Consider the following 15,841-nt stretch of genomic DNA (forward strand, 5'->3'; position numbering starts at 1 on the left):
TGAGAAAAATACGCCAATAAGTATCCTTTCAGTGACTAAAACTCATGAATGTCATGCCCCGCATCAACTCACTGCCATCTCTTGCGCTCATGCGCAGTTTCGAAGCCGCCGCGCGCCATGAAAGCTATACAATGGCGGCCGAGGAGCTTGGCGTGACCCAAAGCGCGATCAGCCGTCAGGTCCGAGAGCTTGAGGCCGCGATTGGCGTTACGCTGTTTCGGCGGGTCGGTCGGGCCGTGCGCTTGTCAAAAGCGGGGCGGGCCTTGCGAGACGAGCTGGCAGGTGACCTTGAGCGTCTCAGTGGCACGATCAACCGTGCAATTGCAGCAGGAGACGGAGCGTCGCTATTGACCTTGGCTGTACTGCCCACCTTTGCGACGCGGTGGCTGGTGCCGCGCCTGCCGGATTTCAAAATGCGCCATCCGGGGATTGAACTGGACCTGCACTCCTACACGACGCCTTTCAGCCTTGAAGAACGACGCATGGATCTGGCAATCCATTTCGGGCAGGAGGATTGGCCGGGTGCGCAATTGCGCAGGTTGTTCCCAGAGCATCTGGTGGTCACGGCAGCACCCGAGTTGCTCAGGCGTCACAGGCTGGACACCCGCGCGCAAACCTTTGATCTGCCGCTTTTGCATCTGACCTCGCGCCCCGATCTGTGGTCCACCTATCACTCTCAGCTCGGGCTGGATCCGGGGGCGGTTTTTCTGGGGATGCGGTTTGACCAGTTCTCGATGCTGATCGAAGCCGCAGTCGTCGGTTTGGGTGCCGCTATTCTGCCCTCTTACTTGATTGAAGAGGAGGTGGCATCCGGCGTTCTGACCGAAATCGGCCAGATCACCAACACGTCGAACAGCGCCTATTACATTGCGACGCCAACTGGTCAGAAGAACGACGCGGTTCAGGCTTTTGCAAACTGGATCAGCAAGCAGACGCGGGCACGCGGGTAACTGGGCAAATACAGAAGATCGAATTCATTGCCCGCAGGCACATCTCAGGCAAAAATCTGCCTGAGCCAGGTTTCAAACATCTGTTTTGCAGCTGCGTTCGCGTTCGATCTCTGCCCATCGACAAGGAAATGGTTCTGTTCGATTGGAATGGCGTCCCCGACAATCGCGATGGACCTTCCGGCCTCGATTGCCGTTCTGGCAAAGCGCTCAAGGATTACTGCGTATCCTCCACCTTCCGACACAATGTCCACGGCGGCAATTGTCGTGTCCACGGTGTAGGAAGACGCCGTGGGAGAATACGTTATGCCGAATGCGGAGAAATACCTGTGCCACATGTCCTGAAACCCCAAGATCTGTATCTGCGGTTTATCAAGCAGTTCTTCAGTTGAAGGCCATTTCTGATTTCGCGACTTGGTCGCAACCGGAACGATGCGCTCATCCGAGATCTTACTGATTGGCCCATCGTTCCATTCCCTGTTTCCCAAACGCAGTTCGACATCAACGTTTTCCCTGCCTGCGGATTCTGCCCAGATATTTGAAACCAACCTGATGGATACACCCGGGTGGGCGCGCGAAAACTCGGGCAATTTGCCGGCAAGGAACAAGCTGGCCGTGGAAATCGGCACACGCACGACCAACTCGTGCTTCTGACTGGAACCAAACAGGCTTGCGGTTGACAGGTCGATATCGCCCAAAGCGCGCCGAACAGAGAACGCATACGCCTGTCCGACCTCTGTCAGGCTTAGATTCCGAGCGGCGCGAAAGAACAAAGGGCAGCCCAGCTGTGCTTCCAGCGAGCGAACGTGCAGGCTCAAGGCCGTCTGTGTGATGCCCAGTTCTTCTGCCGCAGCAGTAAAGCTCATATGCCGTGCGGCACAGTCAAAAGACCGTAGCCAGACCAGATTGGGCGATTTGGACATTTCCAGCACCAAAAATATTTATGGATACTGGCGATATTTATTCGTTTTACACGCTGCATTCAACGCCCGTAAATTTCATCAGGGAAAAACAGTGCTGGTCATCAGATTGAGCATCGGAAAGGGAACGCAGGTATGAAAGTTGGATTTATCGGCCTTGGAAATGTCGGCGGGAAACTCAGTGGCAGTTTGCTGCGCAACGGCGTTGATCTGACCGTACACGATCTGAACTCTGATCTGGTGTCAGTTTTCGTCGACCGCGGGGCAAAGGCTGCCGAGAATCCGACACAACTGATGCGGGATTGTGATGCGGTCATCACCTGCCTGCCTTCTCCGGCGGCTTCGGACGCCGTAATGCAGAAAATGCTGCCCGAAGTGACCGTGGGCAAAATCTGGATGGAAATGTCCACGACGGATGAAGCAGAGGTCAAGCGTCTGGGTGCTATGGTGAAGGATCGCGGTGGCGCTGCAGTCGATTGTCCGGTCTCGGGCGGATGTCATCGGGCGGATACCGGTAATATTTCGATCTTTGCCGGATGTGATCGCGCCACGTTCGAACGTATCCTGCCGTTCCTGACCACGATGGGGCGTCGCATTCTGCACACGGGCGAACTGGGATCAGCTTCGGTGCTGAAGGTGCTGACCAACTATCTAGCCACTGCAAACCTGATCACCTGTTCAGAGGCGCTTGTCGTCGCCAAGGCCGCCGGAATGGATTTGAATACGGCGTATGAGGCAATGAAGATCAGTTCGGGGACATCCTTCGTGCATGAAACCGAAAGTCAGGTCATCCTAAACGGAACTCGCGATATCTCGTTCACGATGGACCTGGTGTTGAAGGATATCGGCCTGTTTCAGGACGTGGCGGATCGCGCCGGGGTGCCACTGGAGATCAATCCGCTTATGATCGAGATTTTCAAGGATGGGATCGAGAAATACGGCCCTCGTGAGTTTTCCCCCAACATCATCCGCCGGCTTGAAGACACAACCGGGCTGGATATCCGCGCACCGGGATTCCCATCGGAAATGCTGGACGATGAACCTGAAGAGCCGGGTTACGAAGTGATCCCGCAGGGATCTGACCTGAAGGCCGCCGAATAGGGCGGTGCGCTGCGGGCAGGAAACGGATCTACAGCATGGCGGATCATCATTCTTACGCCGTTACGTTCGCCGACATGGGGGATCCTGCATCACGCCTGAAGCAAAACGGCTGGAACGTCTGGCCGTTCTTCGTGCCGCCGTTTCTGATGGGAACGGTTCCATTTCCGCTGCCCGTGTCCCCAAGAAACCGGATGGGCGGGGCAAGTGCGCGAAGCGCTCGATAACCGCCGCCCGTTCCACGAATAGGTCACATCATGTATCGCCGGCCATCACGCAAGTATCCTTACGAGCCGCCTCCGGCTTGGTCCTGAAAAAGGCGACTTTATTCAGGAAAGGACAATCACGTGACGACCCAAGATGCGAACCCTCAGGACACCACCAACGCACTCCCCGAGCCAGGCCCCATGAGCCGCGAATGGCATTGGCACCCGTACTTGCCAGTGAAATACGCCCCGTACTGGAACTGGCCGCCGAAAATCGGCGTCTTGGCGAAATGGGTTTGGCACAACTGGCTTCAGTTCTCGGACCGCTCGATCTTTCTGGCCTTGGCCTTCCTGGTGGCCTTCTGGGTGCAACCGGTCGGTGTCGGGCAGGCCTCGTTTGCCCCGGGCTGGGTGTCATGGGTATTCATTCGGAACTGGGTGCTGCTGTTGATCGTCGCCGGTGGCCTGCACATGTGGTTCTATGGGGTCGACGGGCAAGGAAAGCTGCTGAAATACGACCCGAGACCCTACATGAAGCGAAAGAACGCTTTGTACAAGTTCGGCTATCAGACGTGGGACAACACCTATTACTCGATGGTCTTTGGTGCGACCTTCCTGTCGATGCTGGAGTGCTTTCTGCGCTGGATGTATGCCAACAACTATATCGCCACGCTCAGCTTCACCGCGCATCCGGTCTGGTTCGTGCTGCTGTTTCCGATCCTGGCGATCTGGCAGAGCTTTCATTTCTACGTTGTACACCTGCTTCTGCATCAGCCGTTCATCTACAGACATGTTCACGCCGTGCATCACCGCAACGTCAATACCGGCCCATGGTCGGGCATGTCGATGCACCCCGTCGAGGCCTTCGGATATCTTAGTGCCATCCTGATCGTGTTGGTACTGCCCAGCAACCCGGTCCACATGATCTTTCTGGGCTATTGGCTTATGCTGGGTGCCGCCTCGTCTCATTCCGGGTACGAGGCCATCTGGGTGCGCGACCGTCAGGCGTTGTTGATCGGGGCGTTTTTCCACCAGTTGCATCACCGTTATTACGAATGCAATTACGGCAACGCGGAAATGCCCTGGGACAAGTGGTTCGGCACCTATCACGACGGCTCGGAAGAGGCCACAAAACGAACACGCTACCGCAAGCGCGAAATGCACGCCAAATAGGGCGACACGCAACGCGGGCCGTGCGCAGATGGCGCCGCTATGGCGGATCATTTTTCTTGCCCGACGACGCTTGATTGAACCGACCCCGTTGCCGAAATCCTGACCCTGTACGAAACTGGGCGCGCGGGGCCGGATGGCAATTCCCTCCGGCCCGATTATACTGGGCAAATGAAAGATACCGCTCCAGATTGGTTTGAAACCTGTGTCAGCCAGCTGACCACAACAAGTACTCAACGTGTGTGGTCAGTTCTGGTCACGATTTTCGGCGATCTGGCGCAGGATGGGTCGGATCAGATCAGTGGATCACTCATTACGGCGCTTACGCGTCTGGCGGGGATCAGGGCCGAGGCCACACGTGTTGCGTTGCATCGGTTGCGCAAGGAAGGTTGGATTGAAAGCACGCGGGTTGGTCGGAACAGTGTGCACAGGCTGACCAGCTTTGGTCGCAGTCAAAGCGTAGCGGCCGCACCGCGTATCTATTCCCGCGACTCGAACATGCCGGATATCTGGCATGTCCTCATCGCCAGCAACTCGGAAAGTTCCCGGAAGGAATTGTCGGATCTGATGCTGACAGGAGATTACTTCTCACTGAATGCGTCCACAGCCATGGCGCCCGGGCCGATGCCGGATGACCTTGAGGAGCTTTTGGGTTTCGAGAGCGACACGATTTCCGTCCCAAATTGGCTTCGGGATCTGTGTGGACCGGAGCCGCTGAAAACCGCCTATGATCAATTCTGGGACGCAATTCAGATTGTTGAGCGGCTTTTGCCTGCGGAAGGGGCGGGCGATCCGATGCGTTCGGCGGTTTTGCGCGTATTGGTCGTGCACGCTTGGCGACGTATCGTTCTGCGCCATCCGAGCCTGCCGCCGGTTTTCCTGCCGGACGACTGGAAAGGCGCCGCGTGTAGAGAAGCTGTCTCACACTTGTTGGACAGGCTGCCGCGCCCGTCGCTTTCGAGCTTGGAAGCCGAGCTGATAGACTAACCCTCAGCAAGGCAAAATTCGGGCGAGCTGTTGGATTTCCTGCCATAATCAAGAGAGCCTGTGTCGTTTTGTGCAGTCACGAAAACTTCTTTGGTCAGCAGTCACCTTTAATGTTACAGGATGTGCGACACATGAGAAGATTGAGTAACATAAGTCTTGCATCGAATCAGGGGAAGATTTATTAACCGACCAGACGGTTGATATTGTTCCGAGGGAACAGGGGTACTCTAAGATGGACGCTTTCATTTGTGACGCGACGCGCACTCCGATTGGACGATACGGAGGAGCGCTCTCGTCGGTCCGCACAGATGATCTGGCCGCTCTTCCTTTGGCGGCTTTGAAGGTGCGCAACCCTCAGGTCGACTGGGCCAGTGTTGACGACGTGATCTATGGCGATGCCAACCAGGCGGGCGAGAGCAACCGAAACGTTGCGCGTATGGCGGCACTGCTGGCGGGTTTGCCGATTGAAGTGCCGGGAACGACGGTGAACCGTTTATGTGCCAGCGGCATGGATGCTGTGGGAATGGTGGCGCGCGGCATCAAGGCGGGCGACTACGATCTGGCCATCGCGGGTGGCGTGGAAAGCATGTCTCGCGCGCCGTTTGTGATGCCCAAGGCAACTTCGGCGTTTACCCGCAGCAATGCGGTGTACGACACCACGATCGGTTGGCGCTTTGTGAACCCGAAAATGAAGCATGCATACGGCGTGGACTCCATGCCGCAAACGGCCGACAATGTCGCCGAAGATTATGGTATCAGCCGGGAAGACCAGGATGCCTTTGCTGCACGCAGCCAGTCCCGCTGGGCCACCGCGCATGCGGCTGGGGTGTTCAAGGACGAAATCACGCCGGTTTCGGTTCCCCAGCGCAAGGGCGATCCGATTTTCGTTGATACGGACGAGCACCCGCGCCCGGGAACTACGGCCGAAAAACTCGCGGGTTTGAAAGGTGTGAACGGGCCCGACAAAACCGTGACGGCGGGGAATGCATCCGGTGTGAATGATGGCGCAGCGGCGATCCTGATGGCGAATGAGGCCGCAGCAGCCAAGAACGGTCTGACCCCGATGGCCCGGGTGGTTGGCATGTCGGTTGCAGGTGTTGCACCACGTGTAATGGGCATCGGCCCGGTGCCGGCTAGCCGCAAGGTTTTGGCCCGGGCAGGGCTGAGCGTGGATCAGATGGATGTCATCGAGTTGAATGAGGCATTTGCCTCTCAAGGCCTTGCCACCTTGCGCGAGCTGGGCCTGCCGGACGACGCGCCCCACGTGAACCCCAATGGCGGGGCCATCGCTTTGGGCCATCCGTTGGGTATGAGCGGCGCGCGTCTGGTGCTGACCGCAGCCTATCAATTGAAACGTACCGGGGGTCGCTATGCGCTCTGCACCATGTGTGTGGGTGTCGGGCAGGGCGCTGCCCTTATTCTTGAACGCGTGTAACGGAGGAGACGGGACATGTATGCTCAGATGGTAGAATCCGAAGCGTCAAATGATGATCCGGACAAGCTTGCTGAATTCCAGGCGCGGATCGACGCGGATATCAAGATCGAACCCAAGGACTGGATGCCTCACGGGTATCGCAAGACGCTGATCCGTCAGATTGGACAGCACGCTCATTCCGAGATTGTGGGCCAATTGCCGGAAGGTAACTGGATCACGCGTGCGCCGACATTGGAACGGAAGGCGATCCTTCTGGCCAAGGTGCAGGATGAGGCCGGGCATGGGCTCTACCTGTATTGTGCGGCCGAAACGCTGGGTGTCAGCCGCGACGAGATCACCGAGATGCTGCTGGACGGCCGCATGAAATACTCGTCGATCTTTAACTATCCGACGTTGAACTGGGCCGATATTGGCGCGGTTGGATGGTTGGTCGACGGGGCGGCGATCATGAACCAGGTGCCGCTGCAAAGAACGTCATTCGGGCCGTATTCCCGCGCCATGATCCGTATCTGCAAGGAAGAGAGCTTTCATCAGCGTCAGGGTTATGACGCGATCCGCAAGATGGCCGAAGGCACGCCCGAACAGCGCAAGATGGCACAGGATGCGATGAACCGTCTGTGGTACCCGTCGCTGATGATGTTTGGGCCCTCGGACAAGGACAGTGTGCATTCGGCGCAATCCATGGCCTGGAAGATCAAGATCAACACCAATGACGAACTGCGTCAGAAATTTGTCGATCAAACCGTTCCGCAGGCCGAATATCTGGGTCTGACGATTCCCGATCCGGACCTGAAATGGAACGAAGAGCGGGGCCACTATGATTACACCGATCCCGATTGGTCCGAATTCTTTGACGTGATCAAGGGCAATGGTCCCTGCAATATCGATCGTCTGGCCGCACGGAACAAGGCTTGGGACGACGGCAAGTGGGTTCGTGACGGGCTGTTGGCCCATGCCCGCAAGAAAAAGGCCGGCAATCTGGCTGCTGAATAAGCTTACCCTGAGGAGGAAACCCGATGAACACCGAATGGCCCCTGTGGGAAATCTTCATCCGCGGCCAACATGGGATGAGCCACCGACATGTCGGTTCGCTGCACGCCCCGGACGCGGAAATGGCAATCAAGAACGCGCGCGATGTCTATACCCGCCGCAACGAAGGCGTCTCGATCTGGGTGGTCGAAGCTAACAACATATCGGCCTCGTCGCCCAGCGACAAAGGTCCGTTGTACGAACCAAGCGAAAGCAAGGTGTACCGCCACCCGACTTTCTTCGACATTCCCGATGAAGTGGGGGCAATGTGATGACCCGGGATGAGGCATTTCTGCAATTCCTGCTGCGAATGGGAGACAACACCCTGATCCTCGGCCACCGTGTCAGTGAGTGGTGCGGCCATGCGCCGGTGCTGGAGGAAGATATCGCATTGGCCAACACCGCGCTGGACCTGATAGGTCAGACCCAGATGTGGCTGGGTCTTGCGGGCGAGGCCGATAGTGGCAAAAGCGCCGACGATCTGGCTTTCCTGCGCGACGCCTGGGATTTCCGCAACGTGTTGCTGGTCGAGGTGCCGAACGGCGATTTCGGCCGTACGCTGATGCGCCAGTTCCTGTTCGATGCGTGGCATTTGATCATGCTGGGACGCCTCATGACATCTTCGGACGAGCGGGTCGCAGCAATCGCCGCCAAGGCCAGTAAGGAAGTTACCTACCATCTGGAACGTTCGGGCGACACGGTTGTCGGGCTTGGTGACGGAACCGAGGAAAGCCATGCCCGGATGCAGGACGCACTGGATTACCTGTGGCCCTATGTGGGCGAGATGTTTGCCAGCGACGAGGTTGACGCCCAGATGCTCGCCGCAGGTATCGCGCCGAACCCGGAGGACTTGCGAGAGGAATACGACACTCTGGTTGAGCGGGTTCTGAACCAGGCAACGCTGACCGTTCCTGAAAGCCGTTTTGCCCATAAAGGCGGCCGCGATGGGCGCATGCATACCGAGCATCTGGGCCATCTGCTGACGCAGATGCAATGGCTGCAACGCGCCTATCCCGGAGCCAAGTGGTAAGAGCGGATGCGGGTCCCGACTGACCATATATGGAGCTGGCTGGATGCCGTGCCCGATCCCGAAATCCCGGTGATTTCCGTCGTGGATTTGGGCATTGTGCGCGATGTGCGCTGGGAGGCTGACACGCTGGTCGTAACCGTCACACCAACGTATTCCGGTTGCCCGGCGACGTCCATTATCAGTATGGATATCGAAACCGCCCTGCGCGATCACGGCATCGGGGAACTGCGCATTGAAACCAGCATTTCGCCCGCCTGGACCACCGATTGGCTCAGCGAAAAAGGTCGCGCCAAGCTGGAAGACTATGGAATTGCGCCGCCGCAACCCGCCGGCGGCCCGGATCGCTGCCCCCATTGCGGTAGCAAGGCAGTCGAAAAGGTCAGCCAGTTCGGCTCGACCCCATGCAAGGCCCATTGGCGCTGCACGGATTGTCTGGAACCCTTTGACTATTTCAAGTGCATCTGAGGAGGAGCACCGGATGGCACGTTTTCACGACCTGAAAGTCACCGACATCCACAAAACCATCCGCGATGCGGTTGTTGTTACGCTTGAACCCGTAAATGGCGCAGCGGAACAGTTCGACTTCGCCGCCGGTCAGTACCTGACTTTCCGGCGCGAATTTGACGGCGAAGAGTTGCGCCGCTCCTATTCCATCTGTGCTGGCAAGGATGACGGTGTTCTTCAGGTTGGCATCAAACGCATCGAGGGCGGAGCCTTCTCAAGCTGGGCAAATGAAGAGCTCAACATAGGTGACGTTGTGCAGGCGATGCCACCAATGGGCAATTTTCACGTGCCCATCGATGCGGATGCGGAAAAACAATACCTTGGCTTCGCTGGCGGATCGGGGATCACGCCTGTTCTGTCGATCCTCAAGACCACATTGGCCGGTGAACCCAAATCCCGTTTTACGCTGATCTATGCCAACAAGGGCATCAACACGATCATGTTCCGTGAGGAATTAGAGGATCTGAAAAACCTCTATATGGGCCGGCTGAACGTTATCCACATTCTTGAAACCGACGCGCAGGAGATTGACCTGTTTACCGGTCTGGTAACGCGGGAAAAATGCCGCGAGCTGTTCAAGCACTGGATCGATATCAAGACTGCAGACACGGCGTTCATCTGCGGACCAGAGCCGATGATGCTGGGTATTGCTGCCGCGCTGCGGGAACACGGGCTTGAGGAAAGCCGGATCAAGTTCGAACTCTTTGCCAGCGCCCAGCCGGGCCGGGTCAAGCGCAAGACAAGCGCGGCAGAGGCAGGCACGCAGGCAAACCAGACCAGCGCTTTGATCACATTGGATGGCGCTACGCAGACCGTGACCTTGCCGAAAGATCAGTCCATTCTGGATGCAGCCTTGGAAAATGCCATGGACGCGCCTTACGCCTGCAAGGCCGGGGTATGTTCAACGTGCCGCTGCCGTGTCGTAGAAGGCGAGGTCGAGATGCTCGCCAATCACGCGTTGGAAGATTACGAGGTCGAAAAAGGTTATGTGCTGAGTTGTCAGGCTTACCCGGTGACCGACCGCGTGGTCGTGGACTACGACCAGTAAAGGGAGAGGATCAATGACCGACGCCATGACACTCGACAGCTACCTGGCCGCAGGCGGAGTGCTGACAAATCCGACCAATGTACCGCCGCGTTACCGCGCCGAGCTGATGAAACTGATGGCTACGTTTGTGGACAGTGAACTCGCTGGTGCCGCAGGGTTTGCTGATGTCATCAACCAAGGCCCTGGCATAAAGGAACGCATTGCGGCGGCGAAAATTGTGTTGGAAAAGACGGACCACGCGGACCGGGTCCTGAAAATCATGGGTGAGTTCGGTGCCGATACGGATCGGTATGCCACGCACCACCCGTGGACTGCCCGGTTGGACCGTGATGCGGATGTTGGTGCGGTCCGCAGCGAACATGACATGCGTCTTGCAGTATTCAATTATCCGATTTCGGGTTGGACTGATGCCGTCGTCATGAACCTGCTGATGAGCCGCGCCGTAGCAGAGCAACTGGCGGAGTTTTCGACCGTCTCTTACCAGCCTCTGGCCGAGGCTTTTCGACAGATCGCACCGATCGAGGCACATCACGGCGAACTGGCGTTGGAAGGCGCTGTGAAGCTGGTTGAAAACGGAGAGTCACAAGACATGCAACGCGCGGTGGACTATTGGTGGCCCCGCGTAGCTGTGTCTTTCGGGAGAGATGATCCGAAACGATTTGAGCACCTGAAGTCACTGGGCTTGCGCCACAGAGCCAACACTGCGCTACGGGAACGTTGGACACAGGCAGCGGGTGCAGCATTGAAAAGGTTGGGTTTGAAACCACCTTCCTAGCCAGAGTATTTCTTAAGGAGTGAGAGCAATCCGTTTCTGACGTGATTTGACAAGCGCGTTGGCGATTGTGACGTGTTCCTGAAGGATCGGTTGGCTGGTTTCAAAACGCCTTGTCAGAGAGGTGGCAGTGCCAGGTTTCCCTGACATTGCCTTTGAGACGAAGTATGTGGCGATTTTTTCGGTTTGCGAGTTAAACCGCCCTGTCTCGTGGAAGGCTGAACCCGGCCGTTTTCGCGACCAGAACCGGGTTTGCAACCGGACTAGAGACACTCGGCCAGAGTTTTTGCCATGTTGAGAATAACTTGCGGGTATAGATCGGCTCCGGGTTCAAGATCAGAGCCCAACGGATCGATTACGCCTGTTTTGGCCTCGGTCCCATTCAGTACGGTTTTGACGATGCCGGGGTTGAACTGTGGCTCGGCGAGAACGCAGCTGATACCTTCTTCGCGGATACGGCTTTGAATCTCAGCAATGCGAGCCGGGCTCGGGTCCGAGGCGTCGGCGATCGAAATCGCACCTGCGGCAGGGAAGTCAAATGCGTCTTCGAAGTACTGATAGGCGTCATGGAAGACGATAAAGCTTCCACCACGAACCGGATCAAGCGTCTCAGCCACTTCTGCAGATAGCGCAGCCATTTCTTCGCGCGCGGCTGCGGCATTTGCAAAATATGCGCCTGCATTGTCCGGATCGGCTGACGACAACTGCGCAGCGATCAAGTTCAGCCAGGTTTCAGCATTTGCCGGTGAAAGCCAAGCATGTGGGTCGTGCTCGCCGTGCGCGTGATCGTGATGATCATCGTGATCGGCGTGTTCCTCGTGATCGTGGTCATCATCCTTGGCATGGACGTCGTGATCATGCTCGTCTTCATGCGAATGCTCATCATCGTGATCATCATGATCTTTGTGGTCCGCATGATCGTCATGATCATGCCCGTCGTCTTCGGCATGCTCATCATCATGATCGTGTTCGTCTTCGTTCTCATGATCATGGGCTTCGAACAGAGCGCTTTCACGGAAATCAAGAAGAACAGTGCCATCGGAGTCCAGTAAGGACGTGACGGTCGCTCCGTCTGTAAGGGTTTCGACTGCACTTTCCATCCACGGTGTCAGGTCTTCTCCCATCCAGAACACCAGATCGGCATCCTGCAATGCCGCCGCCTCGGACGGGCGCAGGTTGTATTCATGAGGGGAGGCACCCGGTGTCACGATCAGGGCAGGCGAGCCGACGCCCTCCATGACACGAGCAACAAGCGAATGGACTGGCGCGATGTCGACCGCGACGTTTGGAACCTCTGCAAGGGCCGTGCCACCCATCAATGCAACCGTAATCGAAACTGGAAGAAGCTTTCTGGACATCAGACCCTCTGTGTGATTTTATAACGTTACGAGTGGCAATACATGATATGAAATAACATGACAAGTGATGCGCATCCTGTCCCTGCCGGTGAAACAGCCCCGGTTGGTTTTCAGGAACATGACCACCAGACTTGCGTCAAAACGGCGTTGGTATCCGCCGAGGCGCGGTGCAAGGAAGAAGGGCTGCGTCTGACGCCGGTCCGGCGCAAGGTTCTGGAGATGTTGCTGCAAGAGCATCGGGCCCTTGGTGCTTATTCGATCCTTGACCGCTTGCGCGATGAAGGATTTGGATCTCAACCTCCGGTCGCCTATCGGGCGCTGGATTTCCTCGTTCAAAACGGGTTCGTTCACAAGATCGAGCGCCTGAATGCATTCGTTGCCTGTTCTCATCCCGGCGCGTCGCATTCTCCGGCGTTCATGATCTGCAGGAAGTGCGATGCGGTTGCCGAGGCGCAGTCCACGCCTGCCAAAGGTGTTCTTGGTGATGCTGCGCGCGCAGCGGGTTTCGAGATCGAGCGAACGGTTGTAGAAGCCGAGGGACTTTGCCCCGACTGCACCGAAAAGGCCTGAAAATGTCGCTCGTTTCTGTCGAGAATCTCAGTGTGCGCTACGGCGCCAATACTGTTCTGAGCCATGTGGATATGGCAGTCGAACCTGGTGAGATCGTCACCATCGTCGGGCCAAACGGATCGGGTAAAACCAGCCTGTTACGGGCTATCATTGGCGCGACCAAGCCATGTGCCGGGCATGTATCACTAAAACCCGGATTGAAGATCGGATACGTGCCACAAAAATTGCATGTCGACCCCACGTTGCCAATCTCGGTCGAGAGATTCATGCACCTGACGGATCGCGTTTCACGTCGCCAATGCGTCGAGGCGCTGGAAAGGGCGGGCGTCCCGGATCTGTTGAAGCGTCAGATGTCGCAATTGTCGGGCGGTCAGTTTCAGCGTGTGTTGCTGGCGCGAGCGCTGATCAACAAACCTGACGTCCTGCTGCTGGACGAGGCGACACAGGGACTGGACCAGCGCGGTTCGGCGAGTTTCTACCAGCAAATCGAAGCTGTGCGCCGCGAAACTGGATGCGCCATTCTCATGATCAGTCATGAATTGCACGTGGTCATGAGCGCCTCGGACAGAGTGATATGTCTCAACGGGCATGTCTGCTGCGAGGGATCGCCAGCGGTGGTCGCCTCGGCACCGGAATACCGGGCCTTGTTCGGAACGGGCACAGGCGGTGCGCTTGCCCTTTACCGGCACGAGCATGACCACCATCATGACCATGATGCAAACCCCCAGAAAGCGGCGGAATAATGCTTGACGATTTTATGATGCGGGCAACGCTCGCGGGTGTCGGTGTTGCGTTTGCGGCTGCTCCTCTTGGGTGTTTCGTGGTGTGGCGCCGCATGGCGTATTTCGGTGATGCAACCGCACATGCCGCAATTCTGGGCGTGGCCCTGTCGCTGACATTTCAGATGTCGATCTTCACCGGTGCGCTGGCCGTTGCACTGATTATGGCGCTGACGGTCACCTTGTTGGCTGGTCGTGGCTATGCGATGGACACGCTGCTGGGGGTGTTGGCGCATTCCGCTTTGGCCTTCGGTCTTGTTGCTGTCTCGTTTTTGTCCGGCGTCCGCATAGATTTGATGGCATATCTGTTCGGGGATATTCTTGCAGTATCCCGTTCCGATCTCCTTGTGATCTGGGGCGGCGCGGCGCTTGTCGTGGCGCTGATTGCCTGGCGATGGTCTCAACTACTGACGGCCACATTGAATGAGGAACTGGCCTATGCCAGTGGTTTCGACCCCAGGCGGGAACAGTTGATCCTGACCCTGTCTTTGGCTGTAACCGTGGCTGTTGCGATCAAGGTCGTGGGGGTATTGCTGATTGCGGCAATGCTAATCATTCCCGCGGCGGCTGCGCGGAATCTGGCCCGGTCACCGGAATCCATGGCATTAATAGCAGCGGGAATAGGCGCGTTTTCCGCGATCGCGGGGCTAAGAGCGGCCTATGTTTTCGATACCCCGGCAGGGCCTTCGATCGTCTGCGTGGCCGCTGTTTTGTTTGCCTGTCTCAGCGTGGTCGGGTGGCGAACGCAGGGCAGGGCTTGATCGACCCGGGCGGTAAGCGAATGCCATTCGCGTTAACCAGATAGGTTCTGGTGTTGTCCGATGCAGGTGCGCATAAAAAAGGCCCGCAGACTGAGTGCGGGCCTTATTCATTCTTTGACGATACAGCTTACTGCGGAATCTCGCCTTCCAGCCCTTCAACATAGAAGTTCATGCCAGCCAGAGTGCCATCGTCAGCGGTTTCGCCTTCAGCCAGCCAGTCGCTGCCGTCCTGCTTCTTCAGCGGACCGGTGAACGCGTGATAGCTGCCATCTGCAAGCGCCGCCTTCAGGGCCAGCGCCTCTTCTTTGACGTCTGCGGGAACCGCGTCCGAAATCTCGCCGATTTCAACCATTCCTGCTCCGATACCATCCCAGGTGTTGGAAGACGTCCAGGTCCCGTCCATTACGGCCTTAGTCCGCGCGATGTAATAGGGGGCCCAGTTGTCGATGATCGATGACACACGCGGGAGCGGTGCGTATTCGCTCATGTCCGATGCCTGACCAAAGGTGATCACATTGCCGGCCTCTTGAGCCGCTGCTTGCGGCGCTGTCGAGTCGGTGTGCTGCAGGATTACGTCGGCACCCTGTTCGATCAAAACGGTGGCGGCGTCAGCTTCTTTCGCCGGGTCGAACCACGTGTAGGCCCAGACAATCTTGAACTCGACATCCGGGTTCACCTTCTTGGCGTGGATATAGGCCGAGTTGATGCCACGGATCACTTCGGGAATCGGGTAAGAACCGATATAACCGATGATGTTGGACTTGGTCATTTTGCCAGCGATGTGGCCCTGAACGGCGCGGCCTTCGTAGAAACGAGCCGAGTAGACCGAGACGTTGTCGGCGGTTTTATAACCGGTCGCGTGCTCGAATTTCACGTTCGGGAACTTCTTGGCCACGTTGATGGTAGGATCCATGTAACCAAACGAGGTAGTGAAGATCAGATCTGCGCCTTCCAGCGCCATCTGCGTCATCACACGCTCGGCGTCCGGACCCTCCGGAACTGATTCGACGAATACGGTTTCAACCTTGTCCCCGAACTCTTTTTCAACGGCCTGACGGCCCTTGTCGTGTTCATAGGTCCAGCCGCCGTCTCCGACAGGGCCGACATAGACGAAACCGACTTTGGTCTTGTCTTCGGCCATGGCCCCCGAGGCCAGACCCAGCGCCATAGCGGCACTCGTCAGAAGTGTAGTGAATTTCATGTGTTACTCCCCAAATTGGTTCTGTT

The 15,841-nt window shown here is 57.2% G+C and carries 18 protein-coding genes; 15 read left to right on the top strand and 3 right to left on the bottom strand.

Annotated elements, in window-relative coordinates; all coding sequences use genetic code 11:
• Nucleotides 1–44: 44 nt before the first annotated feature.
• On the top strand, nt 45–950 hold the full coding sequence (locus D1823_RS18895; protein ID WP_254683869.1) for a LysR substrate-binding domain-containing protein: 906 nt from the start codon (nt 45–47) through the stop codon (nt 948–950).
• A 44-nt stretch (nt 951–994) separates the two neighbouring features.
• Here the strand turns inward: D1823_RS18895 and D1823_RS18900 are convergent, their stop codons facing one another.
• Nucleotides 995–1,870 carry a LysR family transcriptional regulator gene (locus D1823_RS18900; RefSeq protein WP_117873062.1) on the bottom strand — a complete coding sequence of 292 codons (876 nt, stop codon included), beginning with the start codon at nt 1,868–1,870 and terminating at the stop codon, nt 995–997.
• Between the two features lie 132 nt (nt 1,871–2,002).
• On the opposite strand from D1823_RS18900, the gene D1823_RS18905 reads away from it, so the two are divergent.
• From D1823_RS18905 to D1823_RS18955, 11 genes are all read left to right on the top strand, one after another.
• Nucleotides 2,003–2,968, top strand: a complete 966-nt coding sequence (locus D1823_RS18905; protein WP_117873063.1) for an NAD(P)-dependent oxidoreductase — start codon at nt 2,003–2,005, stop codon at nt 2,966–2,968.
• 35 nt (nt 2,969–3,003) lie between these two features.
• A complete protein-coding gene (locus D1823_RS18910; protein ID WP_117873064.1) occupies nt 3,004–3,192 on the top strand; it encodes a hypothetical protein in 189 nt (62 codons plus the stop codon).
• A 120-nt stretch (nt 3,193–3,312) separates the two neighbouring features.
• Nucleotides 3,313–4,344 (top strand): sterol desaturase family protein, encoded by a 1,032-nt coding sequence (locus D1823_RS18915; RefSeq protein ID WP_162896889.1) that lies wholly within the window; start codon nt 3,313–3,315, stop codon nt 4,342–4,344.
• A 168-nt stretch (nt 4,345–4,512) separates the two neighbouring features.
• Nucleotides 4,513–5,328, top strand: a complete 816-nt coding sequence (locus D1823_RS18920) for a PaaX family transcriptional regulator C-terminal domain-containing protein (protein ID WP_117873066.1) — start codon at nt 4,513–4,515, stop codon at nt 5,326–5,328.
• Between the two features lie 232 nt (nt 5,329–5,560).
• Nucleotides 5,561–6,763: a 3-oxoadipyl-CoA thiolase gene (pcaF, locus tag D1823_RS18925; protein WP_117873067.1), complete on the top strand. Its 1,203-nt coding sequence runs from the start codon at nt 5,561–5,563 to the stop codon at nt 6,761–6,763.
• A gap of 15 nt (nt 6,764–6,778) precedes the next feature.
• The gene (gene paaA / locus D1823_RS18930; protein ID WP_117873068.1) at nt 6,779–7,756 is read left to right on the top strand and encodes a 1,2-phenylacetyl-CoA epoxidase subunit PaaA; all 978 of its coding nucleotides are present in this window, start codon (nt 6,779–6,781) and stop codon (nt 7,754–7,756) included.
• 23 nt (nt 7,757–7,779) lie between these two features.
• Nucleotides 7,780–8,064 carry a 1,2-phenylacetyl-CoA epoxidase subunit PaaB gene (paaB, locus tag D1823_RS18935; protein WP_050604311.1) on the top strand — a complete coding sequence of 95 codons (285 nt, stop codon included), beginning with the start codon at nt 7,780–7,782 and terminating at the stop codon, nt 8,062–8,064.
• Nucleotides 8,064–8,822 (top strand): 1,2-phenylacetyl-CoA epoxidase subunit PaaC, encoded by a 759-nt coding sequence (gene paaC / locus D1823_RS18940; protein ID WP_117873069.1) that lies wholly within the window; start codon nt 8,064–8,066, stop codon nt 8,820–8,822. The genes paaB and paaC overlap by 1 nt, the downstream gene beginning before the upstream one ends.
• A 6-nt stretch (nt 8,823–8,828) precedes the next feature.
• Complete coding sequence (gene paaD, locus D1823_RS18945; protein WP_117873070.1) at nt 8,829–9,287, top strand: 1,2-phenylacetyl-CoA epoxidase subunit PaaD; 459 nt, start codon at nt 8,829–8,831, stop codon at nt 9,285–9,287.
• A 13-nt stretch (nt 9,288–9,300) separates the two neighbouring features.
• Nucleotides 9,301–10,374, top strand: a complete 1,074-nt coding sequence (locus D1823_RS18950; RefSeq protein ID WP_117873071.1) for a 2Fe-2S iron-sulfur cluster-binding protein — start codon at nt 9,301–9,303, stop codon at nt 10,372–10,374.
• Nucleotides 10,375–10,387: 13 nt separating this feature from the next.
• The gene (locus D1823_RS18955) at nt 10,388–11,149 is read left to right on the top strand and encodes a Phenylacetic acid catabolic protein (protein ID WP_117873072.1); all 762 of its coding nucleotides are present in this window, start codon (nt 10,388–10,390) and stop codon (nt 11,147–11,149) included.
• A 260-nt stretch (nt 11,150–11,409) separates the two neighbouring features.
• Here the strand turns inward: D1823_RS18955 and D1823_RS18965 are convergent, their stop codons facing one another.
• Nucleotides 11,410–12,504, bottom strand: a complete 1,095-nt coding sequence (locus D1823_RS18965) for a zinc ABC transporter substrate-binding protein (RefSeq protein ID WP_117873074.1) — start codon at nt 12,502–12,504, stop codon at nt 11,410–11,412.
• Between the two features lie 57 nt (nt 12,505–12,561).
• On the opposite strand from D1823_RS18965, the gene D1823_RS18970 reads away from it, so the two are divergent.
• From D1823_RS18970 to D1823_RS18980, 3 genes are read left to right on the top strand one after another with little or no spacing between them, the layout of a single operon-like run.
• Nucleotides 12,562–13,074, top strand: a complete 513-nt coding sequence (locus D1823_RS18970) for a Fur family transcriptional regulator (protein WP_117873075.1) — start codon at nt 12,562–12,564, stop codon at nt 13,072–13,074.
• Nucleotides 13,075–13,076: 2 nt separating this feature from the next.
• Complete coding sequence (locus D1823_RS18975; RefSeq protein ID WP_117873076.1) at nt 13,077–13,817, top strand: metal ABC transporter ATP-binding protein; 741 nt, start codon at nt 13,077–13,079, stop codon at nt 13,815–13,817.
• Complete coding sequence (locus D1823_RS18980; RefSeq protein ID WP_117873077.1) at nt 13,817–14,614, top strand: metal ABC transporter permease; 798 nt, start codon at nt 13,817–13,819, stop codon at nt 14,612–14,614. The genes D1823_RS18975 and D1823_RS18980 overlap by 1 nt, the downstream gene beginning before the upstream one ends.
• Before the next feature lie 127 nt (nt 14,615–14,741).
• On the opposite strand, the gene D1823_RS18985 is transcribed toward D1823_RS18980, so the two are convergent.
• Nucleotides 14,742–15,815, bottom strand: coding sequence for a BMP family ABC transporter substrate-binding protein (locus tag D1823_RS18985; RefSeq protein ID WP_117873078.1), 1,074 nt, complete (start codon nt 15,813–15,815; stop codon nt 14,742–14,744).
• Nucleotides 15,816–15,841 lie beyond the last annotated feature (26 nt).

This window comes from Ruegeria sp. AD91A (assembly GCF_003443535.1).
Lineage (GTDB): Bacteria > Pseudomonadota > Alphaproteobacteria > Rhodobacterales > Rhodobacteraceae > Ruegeria.

Coding starts and splice junctions, on each gene's coding strand:
- D1823_RS18895 (WP_254683869.1), top strand. CDS start 45: ATGAATGTCATGCCCCGCATCAACTCACTGCCATCTCTTGCGCTCATG.
- D1823_RS18900 (WP_117873062.1), bottom strand. CDS start 1,870: ATGTCCAAATCGCCCAATCTGGTCTGGCTACGGTCTTTTGACTGTGCC.
- D1823_RS18905 (WP_117873063.1), top strand. CDS start 2,003: ATGAAAGTTGGATTTATCGGCCTTGGAAATGTCGGCGGGAAACTCAGT.
- D1823_RS18910 (WP_117873064.1), top strand. CDS start 3,004: ATGGCGGATCATCATTCTTACGCCGTTACGTTCGCCGACATGGGGGAT.
- D1823_RS18920 (WP_117873066.1), top strand. CDS start 4,513: ATGAAAGATACCGCTCCAGATTGGTTTGAAACCTGTGTCAGCCAGCTG.
- pcaF (WP_117873067.1), top strand. CDS start 5,561: ATGGACGCTTTCATTTGTGACGCGACGCGCACTCCGATTGGACGATAC.
- paaA (WP_117873068.1), top strand. CDS start 6,779: ATGTATGCTCAGATGGTAGAATCCGAAGCGTCAAATGATGATCCGGAC.
- paaB (WP_050604311.1), top strand. CDS start 7,780: ATGAACACCGAATGGCCCCTGTGGGAAATCTTCATCCGCGGCCAACAT.
- paaC (WP_117873069.1), top strand. CDS start 8,064: ATGACCCGGGATGAGGCATTTCTGCAATTCCTGCTGCGAATGGGAGAC.
- paaD (WP_117873070.1), top strand. CDS start 8,829: ATGCGGGTCCCGACTGACCATATATGGAGCTGGCTGGATGCCGTGCCC.
- D1823_RS18950 (WP_117873071.1), top strand. CDS start 9,301: ATGGCACGTTTTCACGACCTGAAAGTCACCGACATCCACAAAACCATC.
- D1823_RS18955 (WP_117873072.1), top strand. CDS start 10,388: ATGACCGACGCCATGACACTCGACAGCTACCTGGCCGCAGGCGGAGTG.
- D1823_RS18965 (WP_117873074.1), bottom strand. CDS start 12,504: ATGTCCAGAAAGCTTCTTCCAGTTTCGATTACGGTTGCATTGATGGGT.
- D1823_RS18970 (WP_117873075.1), top strand. CDS start 12,562: ATGACAAGTGATGCGCATCCTGTCCCTGCCGGTGAAACAGCCCCGGTT.
- D1823_RS18975 (WP_117873076.1), top strand. CDS start 13,077: ATGTCGCTCGTTTCTGTCGAGAATCTCAGTGTGCGCTACGGCGCCAAT.
- D1823_RS18980 (WP_117873077.1), top strand. CDS start 13,817: ATGCTTGACGATTTTATGATGCGGGCAACGCTCGCGGGTGTCGGTGTT.
- D1823_RS18985 (WP_117873078.1), bottom strand. CDS start 15,815: ATGAAATTCACTACACTTCTGACGAGTGCCGCTATGGCGCTGGGTCTG.